Origin of the sequence: Streptococcus constellatus subsp. constellatus, from assembly GCF_023167545.1 — a bacterium.
Taxonomy (GTDB): Bacteria; Bacillota; Bacilli; order Lactobacillales; family Streptococcaceae; genus Streptococcus; species Streptococcus constellatus.
In genome coordinates this window covers 1,727,293-1,749,572 of record NZ_AP014647.1, presented here as the reverse complement: position 1 = coordinate 1,749,572, position 22,280 = coordinate 1,727,293, and the positions used below count along the sequence as shown (strand labels likewise).

Here is a 22,280-nt window from a genome sequence, read left to right as displayed (position 1 = left end):
AAACCTATGGAAAAAAAGAACAAGTTATTATTAATCGACGGTTCGTCCGTTGCTTTTCGCGCTTTTTTTGCGCTTTATAATCAAATCGACCGTTTCAAGAGTCCATCGGGTCTGCACACCAATGCCATTTATGGCTTCCATCTCATGCTCAATCACTTGATGGAGCGCGTGCAGCCGACTCATATCTTGGTAGCTTTTGATGCTGGCAAGACGACCTTCCGGACCGAGATGTACGCCGACTATAAGGCTGGTAGGGCCAAGACACCGGATGAATTTCGGGAGCAGCTGCCCTTTATCCGAGAAATGCTGGACTACTTAGGCATCCGCTACTACGACTTGGCTCAGTACGAGGCAGATGACATCATCGGAACCTTGGATAAGATGGCTGAAAAGACAGCTGTGCCTTACGATGTGACCATTGTCAGCGGCGATAAAGACTTGATTCAGCTGACGGATGATAATACCGTAGTGGAAATTTCCAAGAAAGGCGTGGCCGAGTTTGAGGAATTTACCCCAGCCTACCTCATGGAAAAGATGGGTATCACGCCAGAGCAGTTCATTGACCTTAAGGCGCTGATGGGCGATCAGTCGGACAATATCCCCGGCGTGACCAAGATTGGCGAGAAAACCGGCCTCAAGCTCCTCTTGGAGTATGGTTCCCTAGAAAATCTCTATGAAAATATCGACCAGCTCAAGGCTTCCAAGATGAAGGAAAATCTGATCAATGACAAGGAACAAGCCTTCTTGTCCAAGACTTTGGTGACTATTAACACTCAGGCTCCGATTGAAATCGGGCTGGATGATTTGGTTTATAAGGGTCCGCAGATAGAGACCCTGAGCAAGTTCTATGACGAGATGGGCTTTAAACAATTTAAGCAAGCGCTAGAAGCAGAGATAGATCCAGAGGAAACGACTGACATTACTTTTGAAGAAGTGACGGAAGTTTGTCCAGAAATGCTCAGTGCAGACGGTTTTTTCTACTTTGAAATGTTGGGGGACAATTACCACATAGACGAGATGGTTGGCTTTGCTTGGGGAAATTCACAGCAGATTTATGCCAGTCAGGACATCAGTCTTTTGCAGCAGCCGGTTTTCAAAGAATTTCTGGGGAATACAGCCTTGAAGGTTTATGACTTTAAACGCTCTAAAGTCTTACTCAGTCGCTTAGGCATTGAGCTTTCGCAACCAGCGTTTGATAGTCGTTTAGCTAAGTACCTTCTTTCGACCGTTGATAACAATGAAATTGCAACGATTGCTAATCTTTATGGCAAGACTAGACTCGTTGAAGATGAAGTGGTTTATGGAAAAGGAGCTAAGCGGGCATTGCCTGAAAAAGCTATTTTATTGAGTCATCTAGCCAAAAAAGTCACAGTTCTTGTTGAAACAGAACAACCTATGACGGACTTGCTACGTCAGCACGATCAACTTAATCTCCTGTACGAAATGGAGCAGCCGCTAGCTTTTGTCCTTGCTAAGATGGAAATTGCTGGTATCAAGGTAGAGCGCGAAACATTGCAAACGATGCAGACTGAAAATGAGGAAGTTTTAGCTCGACTAACTCAGGAAATTTATGACTTAGCAGGGGAAGAGTTTAATATCAATTCGCCTAAACAGTTGGGGGGCATTCTCTTTGAAAAATTAGGTCTGCCAACATCTTTCACGAAGAAAACCAAAACGGGCTATTCTACAGCCGTGGATGTCTTAGAACGTTTGGCACCAATCGCGCCAATTGTGGAAAAAATTCTGGACTATCGGCAAATTGCTAAGATTCAATCAACCTATGTCATGGGGCTACAGGATTGGATTTTAGCAGACGGAAGGATTCATACTCGCTATCTTCAAGATTTGACCCAGACAGGAAGACTATCTAGCGTGGATCCCAATCTGCAAAATATTCCAATTCGTTTGGAGCAAGGACGCTTAATTCGGAAAGCTTTTGTGCCGGAGTGGAAGGATAGTGTCTTGCTCAGTTCCGACTACTCACAAATTGAGCTGCGCGTTTTGGCGCATATTTCGGGTGATGAACATTTAATTGAAGCATTCAGACATGGAGCTGATATTCACACTTCGACAGCTATGCGGGTTTTTGGTATTGAAAAGCCAGAGGATGTGACACCAAATGATCGCCGTAATGCTAAAGCTGTCAACTTTGGTGTTGTTTACGGGATTTCTGATTTTGGACTTGCCAACAATCTGGGGATTAGCCGTAAAGAAGCTAAATCTTATATTGATACTTATTTTGAACGCTATCCTGGAATTAAGAATTATATGGAAAATGTGGTACGAGAGGCTCGAGATAAAGGCTATGTAGAAACTCTCTTCCACCGTCGTCGGGAGATTCCAGATATTAATTCTCGTAATTTCAATGTCCGAGGATTTGCAGAACGAACAGCAATCAATTCGCCCATTCAGGGCAGTGCAGCTGATATTCTCAAAATTGCTATGATTCGGCTGGATCAAGCTCTGACAGATAGGAATTTTAAAACTAGGATGTTGCTGCAAGTTCATGACGAAATTGTGCTGGAAGTACCTGAAAACGAACTGACCGCTATCAAAACGCTGGTCAAAGACATCATGGAATCTGCCATTGAACTTGTTGTACCCTTGAAAGCGGACGAAAGTGCTGGCAAAACCTGGTATGAAGCGAAGTAGAATCAAAAGTCCCCCAAAGAGCTATATCATTCTGATTTTTTAGCTGTGTTCAGTTCAGATCAGAAACTTTCAAGGCAAATACATCAACTTTATAAAATATTTGTGTTTCTGGTTCAAAAAGGGACGGTATGGCTCACGATACATGAAAGATTACGGAGAAAATTTTATGACCTATCATTTCCAAAATCCCAGCGATGGGGTTATCAAACAGTATTTAAAAAATAGCAAGGTGATTGCGGTTGTTGGCTTGTCGGATCGTGAGGAGGCAACTAGCCATCGTGTATCCAAAGAGATGCAAGAGAGAGGCTATCGGATTATTCCGATTAATCCACGAGCAGCTGGTAGGAAAATTCTAGGCGAGACTGTGTATGCCAGTCTAAAGGACATTCCTTTTTCTATTGACATTGTAGATATTTATCGTCGCAGTGAATTTTTGCCAGATGTGGCGCGTGATTTTCTGGAAGCAGATGCTACAATTTTCTGGGCGCAGTTGGGTCTGGAGAATGAAGAAGCGGAGCAGATTCTGCGGGCAGCTGGTCGGGATGATATTGTCATGGATCGCTGTATCAAGCAGGAGCACACCCGTCTAATTTTTGGAGAATAAATGGCAACATTGGTGATTATCAGAGGTAATTCTGGTTCAGGAAAAACGAGTTTGGCAAAGAAATTGCAAGAATACTATGGTCGAAAGACGCTGCTCATCTCACAAGATATCGTTCATCGTGATATGCTGAAAGAAAAGGTCAAGCCGAGCAATCTATCAATCTCTTTGACAGAAACGATCGCCCGCTATGGCTATGAGCGAGATTTGTTGGTTATCGTTGAAGGTTTTTATGAAACAGATATTTATGGGCAAATGCTAGAAAAATTGCATACTCTCTTTTATTCAAAAGTTCTGTCTTACTATTATGATTTAACGTTTGAAGAGACAGTTCGCCGTCACCAAACGAGGAACAAGAAAGCAGACTTTAGTCCAGCTGATATGAAACGTTGGTGGAAAGAATGTGATTTTTTGGGTTGGGAGGAAGCGATATTTACAGATCAGGTTTCGCTGGAAGATGCTTTTCAAAAAATTTCAAAAAATATCAATTTGTTATAAAAAATTAAGGTTGATTTAAGTTAACTTGGTTATACTATGTTTATCAAATGAAGACCTCCTAACTTTATTTGATAGAAATCCTAAACTTTTTCATAATAATCTCCCTAATAAAAGTCACCCATTGGTGGCTTTTTTCATGTAAAGTTTGCAATAGAACACTTTAGCGGAATCACTTTACGAAAAATGGATACAACTCAAAAGACCTGAACAGTTTATTCAAGTCTTTTGTTGGATTGCCAATTGTTTCACACAAGAAATTAATAAAAAATTGGAGTCTGATCTTGTTCTTTTAGCACAGCTTCATAGAAAAGAGATTGAGCTGTATAAACGTAAGGATAAACGTAAATGGAAGCAATGCCAAAAGTAATAGCGCTTAGTAAGTACCAACCGATAAAGGTTAAATCAAGAACAAATCGCTTTCCTTTATAACCTTTCATCATTTGGCGACTTGCACGGATGATTTTAAAGGCGCTCTCATAGCTCTGGTTTTCTAATGTGTCACAAAGAATAAATTCTACTTGCGAATAAGCGTAATATTGAGGAAGTGCAATAATAATACCGATTACCATCAAAATAAAACCGATTAGAATATAAAGTAACAATGTCCCAACAGTTGTTTGAAGTGCAGTATTTTGTGAGAGAGCTTGAGAATTGGGGAGGAGTTTTATGACACTAAAACTAGCCAGAATCATCATGCCGCTTCCAATCCAGACGAAAATATTCCACAGAAATAGTAATACACGTTTGAGCAAAAGTGTCATGAAAACAGGACCAATTACTTTACTATCAAAAGTCCGAACTGAATCTGTAAAATGCACCTCTTGCCGTTTTCCACGAATGACTTCCAGTAAGGTCCAAAAAGCAGCCGTCAAAAAGAAAGATACGATAAAACTAATCGCGATTGGGAAAAGAGAACGATTGATTCCGTGGATAATCGTCTTTTGAATGCCATATTGTAAGATATTATTGGGAAAGGTATCTGAAGAATAATTGTAAACAACGGAAATAATCGCCGTTAGAATTGGTACTAAAAAGAGTGCATAGATACCTTTGGTTTGACGTTGGATACGACGAGCCTCTGCCCGCAATTCACTTAAATTCATATTTGCCTCCTAATTTGAAACATATTATACCATATTTTGGAGTCAAGTTAATCATAGCTAGCAGAAAACCTTTTGAAAAAATTACTGCTTTATCTTTCCTCTTTTTTTTGATAAAATCATACAGGATGTTGTGAGCAAGTGAAACTCACACACTATAGAATGAAGATCTGGGACTGTTTTTCCCAGCATCGGAGGTAAAAATGTCAGATTCACCGATTCAGTATCGTTTGATTAAAAAAGAAAAGCACACAGGTGCTCGCTTGGGAGAGATTATCACACCTCATGGCACCTTTCCAACACCTATGTTTATGCCGGTCGGCACTCAGGCTACGGTCAAGACTCAGTCTCCTGAGGAGCTCAAGCAAATGGGCTCTGGTATCATCTTGGCCAATACTTACCATCTCTGGTTGCGACCAGGTAATGAGCTGATTGCTCGTGCGGGTGGGCTGCACAAGTTCATGAACTGGGATCAAGCTATTCTAACGGATAGCGGAGGTTTTCAGGTTTATTCCTTGGCAGACAGCCGCAATATCACAGAAGAGGGTGTGACCTTTAAAAATCACCTAAACGGCTCTAAGATGTTTTTGTCGCCAGAAAAAGCGATTTCTATTCAGAACAATCTGGGAAGTGACATCATGATGTCTTTTGATGAATGCCCGCAGTTCTACCAACCATATGATTATGTCAAGAAATCCATTGAGCGGACGAGTCGCTGGGCAGAGCGTGGGCTTAAAGCTCACAGTCGCTCTCACGATCAAGGACTCTTTGGGATTGTGCAGGGAGCTGGTTTTGAAGATCTGCGTCGTCAATCGGCGCATGATTTGGTCAGCATGGATTTTCCAGGTTATTCTATCGGTGGGCTAGCTGTCGGAGAGTCTCACGAAGAGATGAATGCAGTGCTAGACTTCACAACGCCTATGCTGCCCGAAAGCAAACCTCGCTATCTCATGGGAGTTGGAGCGCCGGATAGTTTGATAGACGGTGTGATTCGGGGCGTTGATATGTTTGATTGCGTCCTGCCAACTCGGATTGCCAGAAACGGTACCTGTATGACCAGCGAAGGACGTTTGGTGATTAAGAATGCTCAGTTTGCAGAAGATTTTACACCACTAGACCATGATTGCGATTGTTATACGTGTAAAAATTACACACGAGCCTATATTCGTCATTTACTAAAAGCTGATGAAACATTTGGCTTGCGTCTAACTAGCTATCATAATCTTTATTTCTTGGTTAATCTGATGAAAAAGGTTCGTCAAGCTATTTTAGATGATAATTTACTAGAATTTCGTGAAGACTTTGTCGAGCGTTACGGCTACAATCGATCCAAGAGGAATTTTTAAGAAATTTTATTTGAAAGGATAAACTATGTCTGATGAAGAAAAATTGCTGGAAAGATTGACAGCATATCTGTCAGACGACCAAAAACATACCCTGCGTATTTACGGTCATTGGTGCTTCAGGCAAGTCAACTTTCGCTCGAAAACTCCAACTAATTCTGGGTGAGGAACGAGCCAATCTGCTGGCAACAGATCCTTACGTAATTGTTGGAGAGTATCGAGATTTGCTCAGTTCTAAGGATTTTCCTCATCAAAAAGTAACAGCCTATCTCCCGGCTGTTCATGAGCTCAGTAGTCTAGAACGAGATATTCGTGCTTTGCAGTCTGGTCTGGATATCTTGACGATAGGTACAGCTTGGGCATCCAGCCTCCGCTTGTCAGCTCAAAAGCCGATTTTAATAGTAGAAGGCATGTCAGCAGCTTTTTTACCAAAGAATCTGTTTGATTTATCTATTTGCTTTCACACAGATGAGGGGACAGAGCTGGAGCGCCGCTTGGCTCGAGATACAGCCGTTCGAGGTCGCGATGTGCACTGGATTCGGCAAGTGCACACCAGCCGCCGCCAGCAATATGAACACTACTATAAAATGTATCAGGAAGAGGCTGATTTTCTCATCAGCCAGACTGAAGAGGGCTTTGGAATAGATAAAATAAGCAATGGACTTGGAAAATAAAATTCCAGGTCTTTTGTTTTTTTGGCTTATTTTTTGGTAAAATAGAATAAAATAGATTTTATAGCAACGTTGCTAAATGCAGCAATTAACAGAATTTTTGGCTTGCTTGACTCAGCAGTGATGTAGGCTTGCGGGAGTTGGTCGGTCTGTAGCAGTAGTGAAAAGGATTTAGGAGAAATATGCGTATCAAATGGTTTTCAATGGTTCGAGTGACAGGCTTATTGCTGGTTCTCTTGTATCACTTTTTTCAAAAATTATTTCCTGGGGGATTTCTCGGTGTTGATGTCTTTTTTACCTTTTCAGGTTTTCTGATTACAGCGCTCTTGATTGATGAGTTTTCTCAGAGTAAAAAAATAGAGCTTCTAGCCTTCTTTCGACGGCGTTTTTATCGGATTGTTCCCCCTGTCATCGTCATGGTATTGGTGGTCATGCCCTTTACCTTTTTGATTCGGCGGGATTTTGTAGCCGGTATTGGAACGCAGGTTGCAGCAGTCATGGGATTTGTGACTAACTTTTACGAAATGATGACGGGCGGAAGCTACGAGGCTCAGTTTATTCCGCATTTATTTGTCCATAACTGGAGTCTGGCTGTAGAGGTTCATTATTATCTACTTTGGGGACTGGCCATCTGGTTCCTAGCTCAATATTGCAAAACAGCCGGTCAGCTGAGGGGCAGTATCTTTTTGCTGTCTTCGTTTGGTTTGCTTATCAGCTTTCTCAGTATGTTTATTGGCAGCCTTTTAGGACTCAGTTTTTCGGAGCTTTATTTCTCGACCTGGACTCACATTTATCCTTTCTTTGTCGGCAGTATCCTAGCGACCTTGACCGGTATCAAACAGATGACAGGCCTGTTAAAGAAAATAATTCGCTCCTGGTCTTTGCGAGAGGCTTGTCTGGTCTTTGCGGCGGGAGCGGGTCTCTTAGGCGTGATGATGCTTTGGGTCAAGTTTGATTCGCTTTTTACCTATTTGCTTGGTTTTCTTTTGGCTAGTTTGTCAGCGGCGGCTATGATATTGGCTACACGGATCTTGCATGAGAAGACTCCTGACCTAAAAGAACCACTAGTTTTGACAGTGATTGCTGATACGAGTTATGGAGTCTATCTTTTCCATTGGCCTTTCTACACGATTTTTTCACAGCTGATGGGCAATCTGCCTGCGGTGATGTTAACAAGTCTTCTTTCTCTTGCTTTTGCTGGACTGTCCTTTTATGTTATTGAGCCAATCATTGCTGGGAAATCCCCTGCTTTTCTCGGTTGGGACTTGCATTTTACGCAGTTGAAAAAGGTCTTGGCAATGAGTTCCGTAGGTTTGCTTCTTATCAGCCTGCTGGCTATCGGACTTGCTCCGAAGATTGGGGCATTTGAGACAGATATGCTAGTCAATGGTCTTCATCAGGCTGACACCAAGCTAAATCGGACTAAAAGTCTTGCAGAAAAAGGAGAAGCTAGTAGTTACAATATTGCAGATGGTGTGACGATTATTGGTGACTCCGTTACCTTACGGGCTAGTACTCCGCTGAAGGAAGTCCTGCCGGATGCACAAGTCGATGCTCAAGGCAGTCGCAATACAGCTCAGGCTCGCGAAATTATGAGCAATAATGCCGCAGCTGGCGGCTTGCTCAAGACCGTCGTGGTAGCAACCGGTGTTAATATTGTCTTTAACTACGAAGAAGAACTGAATGAGTTGGTCAAGACCTTACCGAAGGGACATCGGCTTATTCTGGTAACTCCTTACGATGGTAATTCAGACAAATATGACAATCCTGTCGCCGAAAAACATGCGCAATATGCCAGAGAGTTAGCCAAGAAATATGCTTACGTCACCATTGCCGATTGGAACACTACTGCCAAGCAGCACCCAGAAATCTGGGTAGGTAGTGATCATATCCACTTTGGAGAAGATGCCGACACAATTGCTGCAGGTGGTCGACTCTATGCGCAGGAAATTCAAAAGGCTGTCACAAAAGCAGCGGATGGGCCTGTAAAGCACAAGTAAATTCTTAGTGCATGGGGAAGTGCAAGTTTGTATTGATCATTCGATTTATCCTAGTAGTTAAAAATCTGTGCAAGCCTTTCAACTAAGCATGTAGGAAACAAACTGACTTTAAGCGTGGAAGGGGCAGATTGTCTTCTTATCCAAGCAATTCTACTTATTCAGATTAAAGAAAAAATGATTTGTAAATGTCAAGCCTCATTTTAAATGAGACTTGATTTTTTTGTGTTGGTACTTACGACTAATAAAGATTTCTATATTTAATCTCTTGCTTTTTCAGAAGATAGTAAAAGCTCAATAAGAAAGGGGAACGCTTTCAAATAAAAAAACTAAAAAGCTTGCTCAAATCCCTTGCAATGCTTGGTTCTTTGTGTTAAGATATTATGGTGCTGTGAAAAACAGTCTATAGCTTTGATGCAAGAGGTTGCGACACGCTCGGTTGCATTGCCACGTGATCGCCTGTCGGTTTTCTTGTGGAGCTAGCCTATTATCTTAAATAGACGAAAAAGGAGAAAAAGATGGCAAACAAAAAAATCCGCATCCGTTTGAAAGCTTACGAACATCGTACACTTGACACAGCGGCTGCAAAAATCGTAGAAACTGCTACTCGTACAGGCGCTGAAGTTGCAGGTCCAATCCCACTTCCAACTGAACGCAGCCTCTACACAATCATTCGTGCGACTCATAAATATAAAGATTCTCGCGAACAATTTGAAATGCGTACGCATAAACGTTTGATCGACATCATTAACCCAACTCAAAAAACAGTTGACGCTTTGATGAAATTGGATCTTCCAAGTGGTGTGAACGTAGAGATTAAACTTTAATCAAATATTAAGAAATCGTTCAAGTGAAATTGAACACAGGCTAAGAGCCGTGCAAAAAAGATAAACTTCCTAGTGTTCATCGAACACGGCGTCAGTTTTCTATTTTTGCTTCGCTCTTGACGCCCTTGGTATCTTAATCTTGAGCATGAAAAACGCTCGTTAAAAACTTTTTGAAAAAACTATAGAAAAGGAAACATTTTCTCATGACAAAAGGAATCTTAGGGAAAAAAGTGGGAATGACTCAAATCTTCACTGAAGCTGGCGAATTAATCCCTGTGACTGTTGTTGAAGCAGCTCCAAACGTTGTTCTTCAAGTGAAAACAGTTGAAACAGATGGTTACAACGCAGTTCAAGTTGGTTTTGACGATCTTCGTGACGTATTGAGCAACAAACCTGCTAAAGGACATGTAGCAAAAGCTAACACGGCTCCTAAGCGCTTCATTCGTGAATTCAAAAACATTGAAGGCTTAGAAGTTGGTGCAGAAATTACAGTTGACACTTTCGCAGCCGGCGATGTTGTTGATGTAACAGGAACTTCAAAAGGTAAAGGTTTCCAAGGTGTTATCAAACGCCACGGTCAATCTCGTGGGCCAATGGCTCACGGTTCTCGTTATCACCGTCGTCCTGGTTCAATGGGACCAGTTGCGCCTAACCGTGTTTTCAAAAATAAACACTTGGCAGGTCGTATGGGTGGAAATCGTGTAACAATTCAAAACCTTGAGATCGCACAAGTTGTTCCAGAGAAAAACGTTATCCTTATCAAAGGTAACGTACCTGGTGCTAAGAAATCTCTTATCACGATCAAATCAGCAGTTAAAGCTGGTAAATAATAAGGAAAGGGGAAATCAGTCACAATGGCAAACGTAAAATTATTTGACCAAACTGGTAAAGAAGCTGGTGAAGTAGTTCTTAATGATGCAGTGTTTGGTATCGAACCAAATGAATCAGTTGTATTTGATGTTGTCATCAGTCAACGTGCAAGTCTTCGTCAAGGAACTCACGCTGTTAAAAACCGCTCTGCAGTATCAGGTGGCGGACGCAAACCATGGCGTCAAAAAGGAACTGGACGTGCGCGTCAAGGTTCTATTCGCTCTCCACAATGGCGTGGTGGTGGTACCGTATTTGGTCCAACTCCTCGTTCATATGCCTACAAACTTCCACAAAAAGTTCGTAGATTGGCACTTAAATCAGTTTATTCTGAAAAAGTTGCTGAAAACAAATTCGTAGCTGTAGACAGCCTTTCATTTACAGCTCCAAAAACTGCTGAGTTTGCGAAAGTACTTGCTGCGCTTAGCATTGATTCAAAAGTACTTGTAATTCTTGAAGAAGGAAATGAATTTGCTGCACTTTCAGCTCGTAACCTTCCAAATGTGAAAGTTGCAACTGCAACAACTGCAAGTGTTCTTGACATCGTAAATAGCGACAAACTTCTTGTTACTAAAGAAGCTATCTCTACAATTGAGGAGGTTCTTGCATAATGAATTTGTATGACGTAATCAAAAAGCCTATCATTACAGAAAGCTCAATGGCTCTTCTTGAAGAAGGTAAATACGTATTTGAGGTGGACACTCATGCTCATAAGCTTCTTATCAAACAAGCAGTTGAAGCTGCTTTTGATGGAGTAAAGGTTGCAAACGTGAACACAATCAATGTAAAACCAAAAGCAAAACGTGTAGGGCGTTATACTGGTTTTACAAATAAAACTAAAAAAGCTATCATCACTCTTACAGCTGATTCTAAAGCAATCGAGTTGTTTGGTGCTGAAGCAGAATAATCTAAGGAGGAAATATCGTGGGAATCAGAGTTTATAAACCAACTACAAATGGTCGCCGTAATATGACTTCTTTGGATTTTGCCGAAATCACAACGAGCACTCCAGAAAAAACTTTGCTTGTTTCTTTGAACAACAAAGCCGGTCGTAACAACAACGGTCGTATCACTGTTCGTCACCAAGGCGGCGGACACAAACGCCACTATCGTTTGATTGACTTCAAACGCAATAAAGATGGTGTTGAAGCAGTCGTTAAAACAATTGAATACGATCCAAATCGTTCAGCGAATATCGCTCTTGTACATTACACTGATGGTGTGAAAGCTTATATCATCGCTCCTAAGGGTCTTGAAGTTGGCCAACGCATCGTTTCTGGACCAGAAGCAGATATCAAGGTCGGAAACGCTCTTCCACTCGCTAATATCCCAGTCGGTACATTGATTCATAATATTGAATTGAAACCAGGTCATGGCGGTGAATTAGTACGTGCTGCCGGAGCTTCTGCTCAAGTGTTGGGACAAGAAGGGAAATACGTCCTTGTTCGTCTTCAATCTGGTGAAGTTCGTATGATTCTTGGCACTTGCCGTGCCACGGTTGGTGTTGTCGGAAATGAACAACACGGTTTGGTTAATCTTGGTAAAGCAGGACGTAGCCGTTGGAAAGGTATTCGCCCAACAGTTCGCGGTTCTGTAATGAACCCTAACGATCACCCGCACGGTGGTGGTGAAGGTAAAGCACCAGTTGGTCGTAAAGCGCCATCTACTCCATGGGGCAAACCTGCTCTTGGACTTAAAACTCGTAATAAAAAAGCGAAATCTGACAAACTCATCGTTCGTCGTCGCAACGAGAAATAATCTAAAACAATCTATCCGCCAGCTCGGTAGCGCTGCTTAGCAGCGCAGGCCGCTGTGGTACTTATTTTAAAGGAGAAAATATAAAAATGGGACGCAGTCTTAAAAAAGGACCTTTCGTCGATGAGCATTTGATGAAGAAAGTTGAAGCTCAAGCCAACGACGAAAAGAAAAAAGTCATCAAAACTTGGTCACGTCGTTCAACGATCTTCCCAAGTTTCATCGGATATACAATCGCAGTCTATGACGGCCGCAAGCATGTACCTGTATATATTCAGGAAGACATGGTAGGTCACAAGCTTGGTGAGTTTGCGCCAACTCGTACTTACAAGGGTCACGCAGCTGACGATAAGAAGACACGTAGATAAGAGAGGAGAAGGACATGGCAGAAATTACTTCAGCTAAAGCAATGGCTCGTACAGTGCGCGTTTCCCCTCGCAAATCTCGTCTGGTTTTGGACAATATCCGTGGGAAAGATGTCGCTGACGCAATCGCAATCTTGAAATTCACTCCAAACAAAGCTGCTGGCATTATCGAAAAAGTGCTCAATTCAGCAATCGCTAACGCAGAAAACAACTTTGGTTTGGAAAAAGCAAACTTGGTAGTATCTGAAGCTTACGCAAACGAAGGACCAACCATGAAACGTTTCCGTCCACGTGCGAAAGGTTCAGCTTCACCAATCAACAAACGCACTGGCCACATCACAGTGGTTGTTGCAGAAAAATAAGGAGGTAAAATCGTGGGTCAAAAAGTACATCCAATAGGTATGCGTGTCGGTATCATCCGTGACTGGGATGCCAAATGGTATGCTGAAAAAGAATACGCGGATTACCTTCATGAAGATCTTGCAATCCGTAAATTCATTCAAAAAGAATTAGCTGACGCAGCTGTTTCAACTATTGAAATCGAACGCGCAGTAAACAAAGTAAATGTTTCCCTTCACACTGCCAAACCAGGTATGGTTATCGGTAAAGGTGGTGCAAACGTTGATGCACTTCGTGCAAAACTTAACAAATTGACTAGAAAACAAGTCCACATCAACATCATTGAAATCAAATCACCAGATTTAGATGCTCATCTTGTTGGTGAAGGTATTGCTCGCCAGTTAGAGCAACGTGTTGCTTTCCGCCGTGCTCAAAAACAAGCTATCCAACGTACTATGCGTGCTGGTGCTAAAGGGATTAAAACTCAAGTATCTGGTCGTTTGAACGGTGCAGATATCGCTCGTGCAGAAGGATATTCTGAAGGAACTGTTCCACTTCACACACTTCGCGCAGATATTGACTACGCTTGGGAAGAAGCAGATACTACTTACGGTAAACTTGGTGTTAAAGTTTGGATTTACCGCGGAGAAGTTCTTCCGGCTCGTAAAAACACTAAAGGAGGTAAATAACCAATGTTAGTACCTAAACGTGTTAAACACCGTCGCGAATTTCGTGGTAAAATGCGCGGTGAAGCTAAAGGTGGTAAAGAAGTAGCATTTGGAGAATATGGTCTTCAAGCAACTACTAGCCATTGGATCACAAACCGCCAAATCGAAGCTGCCCGTATCGCTATGACGCGTTACATGAAACGTGGTGGTAAAGTTTGGATTAAAATCTTCCCACATAAATCATACACTGCCAAAGCTATCGGTGTGCGTATGGGATCTGGGAAAGGTGCTCCAGAAGGTTGGGTTGCACCCGTTAAACGTGGCAAAGTGATGTTTGAAATCGCTGGTGTATCAGAAGAAGTTGCTCGTGAAGCCCTTCGTCTTGCAAGCCACAAATTACCAGTTAAAACAAAATTCGTAAAACGTGAAGCTGAATAAGGAGAAGGCATGAAACTTAATGAAGTAAAAGAATTTGTTAAAGAACTTCGTGGTCTTTCTCAAGAAGAACTCGCGAAGCGTGAAAATGAATTAAAGAAAGAATTGTTTGAACTTCGTTTCCAAGCAGCAGCGGGTCAATTAGAACAAACCGCACGCTTGAAAGAAGTGAAAAAACAAATCGCTCGTATCAAAACTGTTCAATCAGAAGTTAAGTAATAGACTTGGGAAAGGAGAAATTCTAAAATGGAACGTAATCAACGTAAAACTCTTGTTGGACGCGTTGTTTCTGACAAGATGGATAAAACAATCACAGTTGTAGTTGAAACTAAACGTAACCACCCAGTCTATGGTAAGCGTATTAACTACTCTAAAAAATACAAAGCACATGATGAAAATAACATCGCTAAAGAAGGCGACATCGTTCGTATCATGGAAACTCGTCCGCTTTCAGCTACAAAACGCTTCCGTCTTGTAGAAGTTGTAGAAGAAGCTGTTATTATCTAATCTTACCTGAAAGGAGAAAACTTAAATGATTCAAACAGAAACTCGTTTGAAAGTTGCTGACAACAGCGGTGCCCGCGAAATCTTGACAATCAAAGTTCTTGGTGGTTCAAAACGCAAATTCGCTAGCATTGGTGATGTCATCGTTGCATCTGTAAAACAAGCTACTCCTGGTGGTACGGTTAAAAAAGGTGACGTTGTAAAAGCGGTTATCGTTCGTACTAAATCAGGTGCTCGTCGTAAAGATGGTTCATACATCAAATTCGACGAAAACGCTGCAGTGATTATCCGTGATGATAAAACTCCTCGCGGAACTCGTATCTTTGGTCCAGTTGCACGTGAATTGCGTGAAGGTGGATTCATGAAGATTGTGTCACTTGCCCCAGAAGTACTTTAATCTCAAACAAACTAAGTCCCCTATCTTTGATTAGATAGGGTGCCTATCAAGGCGTAAGAAATCAAAGGAGAAACCAATGTTTGTAAAAACTGGCGACAAAGTTCGCGTGATTGCTGGTAAGGACAAAGGTGTTGAAGCCAAAGTCATTGCCGCACTTCCAAAGGTAAATAAAGTTGTTGTTGAAGGTGTAAACATCATCAAGAAACACCAAAAACCTAATAATGAAAACCCTCAAGGTGCTATCGTAGAAAAAGAAGCACCAATCCATGTATCTAACGTTCAAGTGTTGGACAAAAATGGTGTTGCAGGGCGTGTTGGCTACAAGTTTGTAGACGGCAAAAAAGTTCGTTACAATAAAAAATCAGGCGAAGTGCTTGACTAATCACGAAGGAAAGGAGAAGTATAATGGCTAATCGTTTAAAAGAAAAATATCTTAATGAAGTAGTTCCTGCTTTGACTGAAAAGTTCAACTACTCATCTGTTATGGCTGTGCCAAAAGTGGATAAAATCGTTTTGAACATGGGTGTTGGTGACGCTGTTTCAAACGCTAAAAATCTTGAAAAAGCTGCTGAAGAGCTTGCTCTGATCTCAGGTCAAAAACCACTTATTACTAAAGCTAAAAAATCAATCGCCGGCTTCCGTCTTCGTGAAGGTGTAGCGATCGGTGCTAAAGTAACTCTTCGTGGTGAACGTATGTATGAGTTTTTGGATAAATTGGTTACTGTATCGCTTCCACGTGTTCGTGACTTCCACGGAGTTCCAACAAAATCATTTGATGGACGTGGAAACTATACACTTGGTGTGAAAGAACAGTTGATTTTCCCAGAAATTAGCTTTGATGATGTTGATAAGACACGCGGTCTAGATATCGTTATCGTAACAACTGCTAACACCGATGAAGAATCACGTGAATTGCTTACAGGCCTTGGAATGCCTTTTGCAAAATAATCTAGGAGGTAAATAAATTGGCTAAAAAATCAATGATTGCTAAGAACAAACGCTCAGCGAAGTTCTCTACGCAAGCTTACACTCGTTGCGAACGTTGTGGTCGTCCACATTCTGTTTACCGCAAATTTAAACTTTGCCGTGTTTGCTTCCGTGAATTGGCATACAAAGGACAAATTCCAGGCGTTACCAAAGCATCTTGGTAATATTATGATGTGAGAGCGTTAAGAGAACGCAGTAAAAATAGGAAGTTTGATGCAGGAGCGATGCTCCAAAGCAAATTGGTCTTTTTTGCCAAAGCTGTCACGCTCTCTATATCATGTATTAACTAGCAAGTGAAAGCTTCAAACTACTAGTAAGAGGAGAAAATAAAAATGGTTATGACTGACCCAATTGCAGACTTTTTAACACGTATTCGTAATGCGAACCAAGCAAAACACGAAGTGTTGGAAGTACCTGCTTCAAACATTAAAAAAGGAATTGCTGAAATTCTTAAACGCGAAGGTTTTGTGAAAAACGTTGAGTACATTGAAGATGACAAACAAGGTGTTATTCGTGTATTCTTGAAATACGATCAAAACGGTGGAAAAGTAATCACTGGTTTGAAACGTATTTCAACTCCAGGGCTTCGTGTTTATAAAAAACGTGAAGATCTTCCAAAAGTTTTAAATGGACTTGGAATTGCAATCATTTCAACATCTGAAGGCTTGTTGACCGATAAGGAAGCACGTCAAAAGAATGTTGGTGGGGAAGTAATCGCCTACGTTTGGTAAAATTAAGATACAAAGCTCGTAAAGAACAAAGCAAAATTAGGAAGTTGGAGCAGTTTGTTTACAAAACAGCCAACTTATCTATTTTGCACAGTTCTTAGAGCGTGTTCAATTTAGCTATTGAACACAATAAGTATCTTTAACCCCGTGAAAACTAGTCGCTTTGCGGCTTGATAATCTAACAGGAGAAAAATAACATGTCACGTATTGGTAATAAAGTTATTCCATTGCCTGCTGGTGTTGAATTGACCAACAAGGACAACGTAGTAACTGTAAAAGGACCTAAAGGAGAACTCACTCGTACGTTCTCAAAAGATATTGAAATCCGTGTGGAAGGAACAGAATTAACACTTCACCGTCCAAACGATACAAAAGAAATGAAAACAATTCACGGAACAACTCGTGCCCTTTTGAACAACATGGTTCATGGTGTCTCAGAAGGCTTCAAGAAAGAACTTGAAATGCGCGGGGTTGGTTACCGTGCTCAACTTCAAGGGAAAAAGCTTGTGCTTTCAGTTGGTAAATCGCATCCAGATGAAGTAGAAGCTCCTGAAGGTATTACTTTTGAACTTCCAAATCCAACGACTATTGTTGTGAGTGGAATTTCAAAAGAAGTAGTAGGGCAAACTGCTGCTTACATTCGTAGTCTGCGTGCTCCAGAACCATATAAAGGTAAAGGTATCCGCTACGTTGGTGAATTTGTTCGCCGTAAAGAAGGTAAAACAGGTAAATAATGTTAAACGGTTGTTCTTCAACCGAAATAATTATTTCCAACTTTGTGCTTAGGCACACAATAAAATTAAGAGGTGAAAATTGTGATTTCGAAACCAGATAAAAACAAAGTCCGCCAAAAACGCCATCGTCGCGTTCGCGGAAAACTCTCTGGAACTGCTGATCGCCCACGTTTGAACGTTTTTCGTTCTAATACAGGCATCTACGCTCAAGTAATTGATGACGTAGCGGGTGTAACGCTCGCAAGCGCTTCAACTCTTGACAAAGAAGTTTCAAAAGGAACTAAGACTGAACAAGCCGTTGTTGTTGGTAAACTCGTTGCTGAACGTGCAGTTGCTAAAGGTATTTCTGAAGTGGTGTTTGACCGCGGTGGATATCTCTATCACGGACGTGTAAAAGCTTTGGCTGATGCAGCTCGTGAAAACGGATTGAAATTCTAATAGGGAGGACACTAGAAAATGGCATTTAAAGACAATGCAGTTGAACTTGAAGAACGCGTAGTTGCGATTAACCGTGTTACTAAAGTTGTTAAAGGTGGACGTCGTCTTCGTTTTGCAGCTCTTGTAGTTGTCGGTGACCGTAATGGTCGTGTAGGCTTCGGTACTGGTAAAGCTCAAGAAGTACCAGAAGCTATTCGCAAGGCAGTTGAAGATGCGAAGAAAAATTTGATTGAAGTACCAATGGTTGGCACAACAATTCCTCACGAAGTTCTTTCAGAATTTGGTGGAGCTAAAGTATTGTTGAAACCAGCTGTAGAAGGTTCTGGAGTTGCTGCTGGCGGCGCTGTTCGTGCCGTTATCGAATTGGCAGGTGTGGCAGATGTAACATCTAAATCGCTTGGCTCTAACACTCCAATCAACATTGTTCGTGCAACTGTTGAAGGTTTGAAACAATTAAAACGCGCTGAAGAAGTTGCTGCCCTTCGTGGTATTTCAGTTTCTGACTTGGCATAAGAAAGGAGATAACATGGCTCAAATTAAAATTACTTTGACTAAGTCTCCAATCGGACGCATCCCGTCACAACGTAAAACTGTTGTAGCACTTGGACTTGGCAAATTGAACAGCTCAGTTATCAAAGAAGACAATGCTGCCGTTCGTGGTATGATTACAGCTGTTTCTCATTTGATAACTGTTGAAGAAGTAAAGTAAGCAAAAATTTTTGCTGCAAAACTTTAACTTGAAAATAAATTAGGGGATGGGAGAAATTTCTCAGCCCCTAAAACTAAATATGTGTATAGGCGAGTTTGCAGTAGGGACACCTTTTCCCTGCTGCGAGCGCTAGCATTTTACAAAAGAGGAGAAAATAATAATGAAACTTCATGAATTACAACCTGCTACAGGTTCTCGTAAAGTCCGCAATCGTGTTGGTCGTGGTACTTCATCAGGTAATGGTAAAACTTCTGGCCGCGGTCAAAAAGGTCAAAAAGCTCGTAGTGGTGGAAAAGTTCGTCTTGGCTTTGAAGGTGGACAAACACCATTGTTCCGTCGTATGCCAAAACGTGGTTTCTTAAACATCAATCGTAAAGAATATGCAATTGTCAATCTTGATCAATTGAATGTTTTTAAAGATGGAACAGAAGTAACTCCAGTTGTTCTTGTTGAAGCAGGAATTGTAAAAGCTGAAAAATCTGGTGTTAAGATTCTTGGTAATGGTGAATTAACGAAGAAATTGACTGTTAAAGCAGCTAAATTTTCTAAATCAGCCGAAGAAGCTATCACTGCTAAAGGTGGTTCAGCGGAAGTCATCTAAGTGGGGTGACCTATGTTTTTTAAACTATTAAAAGATGCATTAAAAATTAAACAAGTCCGTTCTAAAATTCTATTTACAATTTTCATTGTATTAGTATTTAGAATTGGAACGACGATTACTGTTCCGGGTGTTAATGCCAAAAGCTTGCAAGCTCTTAATGGGCTTTCCTTTCTAAACATGCTTAGTCTTGTCTCAGGTAATGCATTGCGGAATTTCTCAGTTTTTGCATTGGGAGTTAGTCCTTACATTACCGCATCCATTGTTGTACAACTACTCCAAATGGATATTTTACCTAAATTTGTAGAATGGGGAAAACAAGGCGAGGTTGGACGAAGAAAGTTAAATCAAGCAACGCGCTATATTTCCTTAGTTTTGGCATTTGTTCAATCTATTGGTATTACAGCAGGTTTCCATACCTTATCGAGTGCAAAATTAGTAGCAACACCTAACTGGCAAACGTATTTGCTAATTGGCTTTCTTTTAACAACGGGTTCTATGATTGTGACCTGGTTAGGGGAGCAAATTACAGATAAAGGGTATGGTAATGGTGTTTCTATGATTATCTTTGCAGGTATCGTAGCAGCAATCCCAGGAATGATTAAAAGTATATATGTAGACTACTTTGTTAATATACCGAGCAGCCGTATTACTTCCTCTATCATTTTTGTTACTATTCTGCTTATAGCCGTTTTACTTATTGTTTACTTTACAACATTCGTTCAACAGGCAGAATATAAAATTCCAATTCAGTATACAAAGATTGCTCAAGGGGCGCCTTCTAGTTCGTATCTTCCTTTAAAAGTCAATCCGGCTGGTGTTATTCCGGTTATCTTTGCAAGTTCAATCACAGCTGCACCTGCAGCTATCTTCCAATTCTTGACAGCTACAGGCCACAACGCACAGTGGGTTCGAGTGGCACAGTCCTTGTTTGCAACCACAACGGCAAGTGGAATTGCGATGTATGCGCTCCTGATTATTTTGTTTACATTTTTCTATACATTTGTACAAATCAATCCAGAGAAAACAGCAGAAAATTTGCAAAAGAGTGGTGCTTATATCCATGGCGTACGTCCTGGTAAAGGTACAGAGGAATACATGTCCAAGTTGCTTCGTCGCTTGGCAACAGTTGGTTCACTTTTCTTAGGCTTTATTTCGATTTTACCGATTTTGGCCAAGGATTTGTTTGGATTGACAGATGCTGTTGCTTTGGGTGGTACTAGTTTGTTGATTATTATTGCGACTGGTATTGAAGGAATGAAACAACTTGAAGGTTATCTTCTAAAGAGAAAATATACTGGCTTTATGAATACAACAGAATAGAATAAAGTAAAGAAAGATACTTTAACTTGAAAAGCAATTTGCGTTAAATAACGAACGCAATGGTTGATGATGAAAATAAGCTTTTGTTTTCATCTTGAATCAACTATGTTGCGGGGTGGGAGAGCAAATCGAAAATCATAGATTTTCTGAAGTCTGTCCCACTCTTTCTATTTTGTTTTTAAATAAGTTTATGAAATGCTGTTAATTAATAGATTTGTTTAAAAACAAAAAAGGAGAAGGATTATGAATCTTTTGATTATAGGCTTGCCAGGCGCAGGCAAGGGAACACAAGCAGCCAAAATCGTTGAGAAATTTGGTGTTGTACATATTTCAACGGGAGATATGTTTCGTGCAGCTATGGCAAACCAAACTGAAATGGGTGTACTTGCTAAATCATACATTGACAAAGGCGAATTAGTACCTGATGAAGTGACCAATGGAATTGTCAAAGAACGACTATCACAAGATGATATTAAAGAAAAAGGCTTTTTGTTAGACGGTTACCCACGCACCATTGAGCAAGCTCATGCGTTGGATGAGATATTGACTGCCCTTGGTCTTGTTTTGGATGGGGTTGTCAATATTGAAGTAGACCCGAATAGTCTACTAGAGCGCTTGAGTGGACGGATTATTCATAAAAAAACGGGAGAAACTTTCCATAAAGTATTTAATCCACCAGCAGATTATAATGAAGAAGATTATTACCAACGTGAAGATGACAAACCTGAAACAGTGAAACGTCGTTTGGATGTCAACATTGCACAAGGTCAGCCGATTATTGATCATTATCGCGCTCAAGGTTTGGTTCACGATATTCAAGGTAACCAAGAAATTGATGCAGTCTTTGCTGACATCGAAAAAGTCTTGATGAATTTGAAATAAAAGCGTTTTTCAAGCTTGCAATATTTGACAAGTAGTGATACAATGAATTAGTCTGACTTATAATTGTTACCTCTGTGTCCAGAGGAACGAATCGAAATTTAGGGAGGTGCTTTTGCGTGGCAAAAGACGATGTGATTGAAGTTGAAGGCAAGGTTGTTGATACCATGCCAAATGCAATGTTTACGGTTGAACTTGAAAATGGACATCAGATTTTGGCAACAGTTTCTGGTAAAATTCGTAAAAATTATATTCGTATTTTAGCGGGAGACCGTGTTACTGTCGAGATGAGTCCATATGATTTGACACGTGGACGGATCACCTACCGCTTTAAATAATCGAAATACTTGGAGGGATAAAAAATGAAAGTAAGACCATCGGTCAAACCAATTTGCGAATACTGTAAAGTTATTCGTCGTAATGGTCGTGTTATGGTAATTTGCCCAGCAAACCCAAAACACAAACAACGTCAAGGATAATAGAAAGGAGAAAAAATGGCTCGTATTGCTGGAGTTGATATTCCAAATGACAAACGTGTAGTTGTTTCACTTACTTATGTATACGGTATCGGTCTTCCAACTTCTAAGAAAATTTTGGCTGCTGCTGGAGTTTCAGAAGATATTCGTGTGAAAGATTTAACATCTGATCAGGAAGATGCTATCCGTCGTGAAGTTGATGCTATCAAAGTTGAAGGTGACCTTCGCCGCGAAGTAAACTTAAACATCAAGCGTTTGATGGAAATTGGTTCATATCGTGGAATCCGTCATCGTCGTGGACTTCCTGTACGTGGACAAAACACTAAGAACAACGCTCGCACTCGTAAAGGGAAAGCTGTTGCGATTGCTGGTAAGAAAAAATAATATAA

Annotated in this window: 32 protein-coding genes and 1 pseudogene; 32 read left to right on the top strand and 1 reads right to left on the bottom strand. The window is 41.0% G+C overall.

Annotated features, from left to right (window positions below; all coding sequences use genetic code 11):
• Positions 1-6: 6 nt before the first annotated feature.
• The 3 genes from polA to SCSC_RS08655 all read left to right on the top strand — a co-directional run bounded on the left by polA (position 7) and on the right by SCSC_RS08655 (position 3,751).
• Positions 7-2,652: a DNA polymerase I gene (gene polA, locus SCSC_RS08665; protein ID WP_022524582.1), complete on the top strand. Its 2,646-nt coding sequence runs from the start codon at positions 7-9 to the stop codon at positions 2,650-2,652.
• Between the two features lie 166 nt (positions 2,653-2,818).
• On the top strand, positions 2,819-3,256 hold the full coding sequence (locus tag SCSC_RS08660; RefSeq protein WP_006270495.1) for a CoA-binding protein: 438 nt from the start codon (positions 2,819-2,821) through the stop codon (positions 3,254-3,256).
• Entirely contained in the window at positions 3,257-3,751 is a 495-nt protein-coding gene (locus tag SCSC_RS08655; protein WP_006270492.1) for a kinase, read from the top strand.
• Positions 3,752-4,008: 257 nt separating this feature from the next.
• On the opposite strand, the gene SCSC_RS08650 is transcribed toward SCSC_RS08655, so the two are convergent.
• Positions 4,009-4,854, bottom strand: coding sequence for a DUF975 family protein (locus tag SCSC_RS08650; protein ID WP_006270502.1), 846 nt, complete (start codon positions 4,852-4,854; stop codon positions 4,009-4,011).
• Positions 4,855-5,054: 200 nt separating this feature from the next.
• Here SCSC_RS08650 and tgt point away from each other — a divergent pair, with 200 nt between their 5' ends.
• From tgt to rpsM, 29 genes and pseudogenes are all read left to right on the top strand, one after another.
• The gene (gene tgt / locus SCSC_RS08645; protein ID WP_006270505.1) at positions 5,055-6,197 is read left to right on the top strand and encodes a tRNA guanosine(34) transglycosylase Tgt; all 1,143 of its coding nucleotides are present in this window, start codon (positions 5,055-5,057) and stop codon (positions 6,195-6,197) included.
• A 25-nt stretch (positions 6,198-6,222) separates the two neighbouring features.
• Positions 6,223-6,868, top strand: a pseudogene (locus tag SCSC_RS08640) (uridine kinase family protein).
• A gap of 179 nt (positions 6,869-7,047) precedes the next feature.
• Positions 7,048-8,865 (top strand): acyltransferase family protein, encoded by a 1,818-nt coding sequence (locus SCSC_RS08635; RefSeq protein WP_006270509.1) that lies wholly within the window; start codon positions 7,048-7,050, stop codon positions 8,863-8,865.
• A 515-nt stretch (positions 8,866-9,380) separates the two neighbouring features.
• Positions 9,381-9,689 (top strand): 30S ribosomal protein S10, encoded by a 309-nt coding sequence (rpsJ, locus tag SCSC_RS08630; protein ID WP_002894478.1) that lies wholly within the window; start codon positions 9,381-9,383, stop codon positions 9,687-9,689.
• Between the two features lie 203 nt (positions 9,690-9,892).
• On the top strand, positions 9,893-10,519 hold the full coding sequence (rplC, locus tag SCSC_RS08625) for a 50S ribosomal protein L3 (protein WP_003029484.1): 627 nt from the start codon (positions 9,893-9,895) through the stop codon (positions 10,517-10,519).
• Positions 10,520-10,543: 24 nt separating this feature from the next.
• Entirely contained in the window at positions 10,544-11,167 is a 624-nt protein-coding gene (rplD, locus tag SCSC_RS08620) for a 50S ribosomal protein L4 (protein WP_003029483.1), read from the top strand.
• Positions 11,167-11,463, top strand: coding sequence for a 50S ribosomal protein L23 (locus SCSC_RS08615; RefSeq protein WP_006270464.1), 297 nt, complete (start codon positions 11,167-11,169; stop codon positions 11,461-11,463). The genes rplD and SCSC_RS08615 overlap by 1 nt, the downstream gene beginning before the upstream one ends.
• A gap of 17 nt (positions 11,464-11,480) precedes the next feature.
• The gene (rplB, locus tag SCSC_RS08610; RefSeq protein ID WP_003071334.1) at positions 11,481-12,314 is read left to right on the top strand and encodes a 50S ribosomal protein L2; all 834 of its coding nucleotides are present in this window, start codon (positions 11,481-11,483) and stop codon (positions 12,312-12,314) included.
• An 86-nt stretch (positions 12,315-12,400) separates the two neighbouring features.
• Positions 12,401-12,679, top strand: a complete 279-nt coding sequence (gene rpsS / locus SCSC_RS08605) for a 30S ribosomal protein S19 (RefSeq protein WP_000533765.1) — start codon at positions 12,401-12,403, stop codon at positions 12,677-12,679.
• Between the two features lie 14 nt (positions 12,680-12,693).
• Complete coding sequence (gene rplV, locus SCSC_RS08600; protein WP_006270470.1) at positions 12,694-13,038, top strand: 50S ribosomal protein L22; 345 nt, start codon at positions 12,694-12,696, stop codon at positions 13,036-13,038.
• 12 nt (positions 13,039-13,050) lie between these two features.
• Entirely contained in the window at positions 13,051-13,704 is a 654-nt protein-coding gene (gene rpsC, locus SCSC_RS08595; RefSeq protein WP_003071330.1) for a 30S ribosomal protein S3, read from the top strand.
• 3 nt (positions 13,705-13,707) lie between these two features.
• A complete protein-coding gene (rplP, locus tag SCSC_RS08590) occupies positions 13,708-14,121 on the top strand; it encodes a 50S ribosomal protein L16 (protein WP_003062852.1) in 414 nt (137 codons plus the stop codon).
• A gap of 9 nt (positions 14,122-14,130) precedes the next feature.
• Entirely contained in the window at positions 14,131-14,337 is a 207-nt protein-coding gene (gene rpmC / locus SCSC_RS08585; RefSeq protein WP_003071328.1) for a 50S ribosomal protein L29, read from the top strand.
• Between the two features lie 27 nt (positions 14,338-14,364).
• The gene (rpsQ, locus tag SCSC_RS08580; RefSeq protein WP_003026542.1) at positions 14,365-14,625 is read left to right on the top strand and encodes a 30S ribosomal protein S17; all 261 of its coding nucleotides are present in this window, start codon (positions 14,365-14,367) and stop codon (positions 14,623-14,625) included.
• 25 nt (positions 14,626-14,650) lie between these two features.
• Positions 14,651-15,019 carry a 50S ribosomal protein L14 gene (gene rplN, locus SCSC_RS08575; protein ID WP_003071326.1) on the top strand — a complete coding sequence of 123 codons (369 nt, stop codon included), beginning with the start codon at positions 14,651-14,653 and terminating at the stop codon, positions 15,017-15,019.
• Positions 15,020-15,095: 76 nt separating this feature from the next.
• On the top strand, positions 15,096-15,401 hold the full coding sequence (rplX, locus tag SCSC_RS08570) for a 50S ribosomal protein L24 (RefSeq protein WP_003071325.1): 306 nt from the start codon (positions 15,096-15,098) through the stop codon (positions 15,399-15,401).
• A gap of 23 nt (positions 15,402-15,424) precedes the next feature.
• The gene (gene rplE, locus SCSC_RS08565; protein ID WP_003071324.1) at positions 15,425-15,967 is read left to right on the top strand and encodes a 50S ribosomal protein L5; all 543 of its coding nucleotides are present in this window, start codon (positions 15,425-15,427) and stop codon (positions 15,965-15,967) included.
• 17 nt (positions 15,968-15,984) lie between these two features.
• Positions 15,985-16,170: a type Z 30S ribosomal protein S14 gene (locus tag SCSC_RS08560; protein WP_006270514.1), complete on the top strand. Its 186-nt coding sequence runs from the start codon at positions 15,985-15,987 to the stop codon at positions 16,168-16,170.
• Between the two features lie 168 nt (positions 16,171-16,338).
• Positions 16,339-16,737 carry a 30S ribosomal protein S8 gene (gene rpsH, locus SCSC_RS08555; protein WP_003071323.1) on the top strand — a complete coding sequence of 133 codons (399 nt, stop codon included), beginning with the start codon at positions 16,339-16,341 and terminating at the stop codon, positions 16,735-16,737.
• 194 nt (positions 16,738-16,931) lie between these two features.
• Positions 16,932-17,468, top strand: coding sequence for a 50S ribosomal protein L6 (gene rplF, locus SCSC_RS08550; protein WP_003071322.1), 537 nt, complete (start codon positions 16,932-16,934; stop codon positions 17,466-17,468).
• Positions 17,469-17,549: 81 nt separating this feature from the next.
• Entirely contained in the window at positions 17,550-17,906 is a 357-nt protein-coding gene (rplR, locus tag SCSC_RS08545; RefSeq protein ID WP_003040651.1) for a 50S ribosomal protein L18, read from the top strand.
• An 18-nt stretch (positions 17,907-17,924) separates the two neighbouring features.
• Positions 17,925-18,419, top strand: coding sequence for a 30S ribosomal protein S5 (gene rpsE, locus SCSC_RS08540; protein ID WP_006269137.1), 495 nt, complete (start codon positions 17,925-17,927; stop codon positions 18,417-18,419).
• A 13-nt stretch (positions 18,420-18,432) separates the two neighbouring features.
• On the top strand, positions 18,433-18,615 hold the full coding sequence (gene rpmD / locus SCSC_RS08535; protein ID WP_006270516.1) for a 50S ribosomal protein L30: 183 nt from the start codon (positions 18,433-18,435) through the stop codon (positions 18,613-18,615).
• 160 nt (positions 18,616-18,775) lie between these two features.
• Positions 18,776-19,216 carry a 50S ribosomal protein L15 gene (gene rplO, locus SCSC_RS08530; protein WP_006270493.1) on the top strand — a complete coding sequence of 147 codons (441 nt, stop codon included), beginning with the start codon at positions 18,776-18,778 and terminating at the stop codon, positions 19,214-19,216.
• A 12-nt stretch (positions 19,217-19,228) separates the two neighbouring features.
• The gene (gene secY / locus SCSC_RS08525; protein ID WP_006270498.1) at positions 19,229-20,536 is read left to right on the top strand and encodes a preprotein translocase subunit SecY; all 1,308 of its coding nucleotides are present in this window, start codon (positions 19,229-19,231) and stop codon (positions 20,534-20,536) included.
• A gap of 243 nt (positions 20,537-20,779) precedes the next feature.
• A complete protein-coding gene (locus tag SCSC_RS08520) occupies positions 20,780-21,418 on the top strand; it encodes an adenylate kinase (protein WP_006270468.1) in 639 nt (212 codons plus the stop codon).
• Positions 21,419-21,534: 116 nt separating this feature from the next.
• Positions 21,535-21,753, top strand: a complete 219-nt coding sequence (gene infA, locus SCSC_RS08515; protein ID WP_001029883.1) for a translation initiation factor IF-1 — start codon at positions 21,535-21,537, stop codon at positions 21,751-21,753.
• Positions 21,754-21,777: 24 nt separating this feature from the next.
• A complete protein-coding gene (gene rpmJ / locus SCSC_RS08510; protein ID WP_001808836.1) occupies positions 21,778-21,894 on the top strand; it encodes a 50S ribosomal protein L36 in 117 nt (38 codons plus the stop codon).
• 15 nt (positions 21,895-21,909) lie between these two features.
• The gene (rpsM, locus tag SCSC_RS08505; protein ID WP_002262317.1) at positions 21,910-22,275 is read left to right on the top strand and encodes a 30S ribosomal protein S13; all 366 of its coding nucleotides are present in this window, start codon (positions 21,910-21,912) and stop codon (positions 22,273-22,275) included.
• The last annotated feature ends 5 nt before the right edge of the window (positions 22,276-22,280 follow it).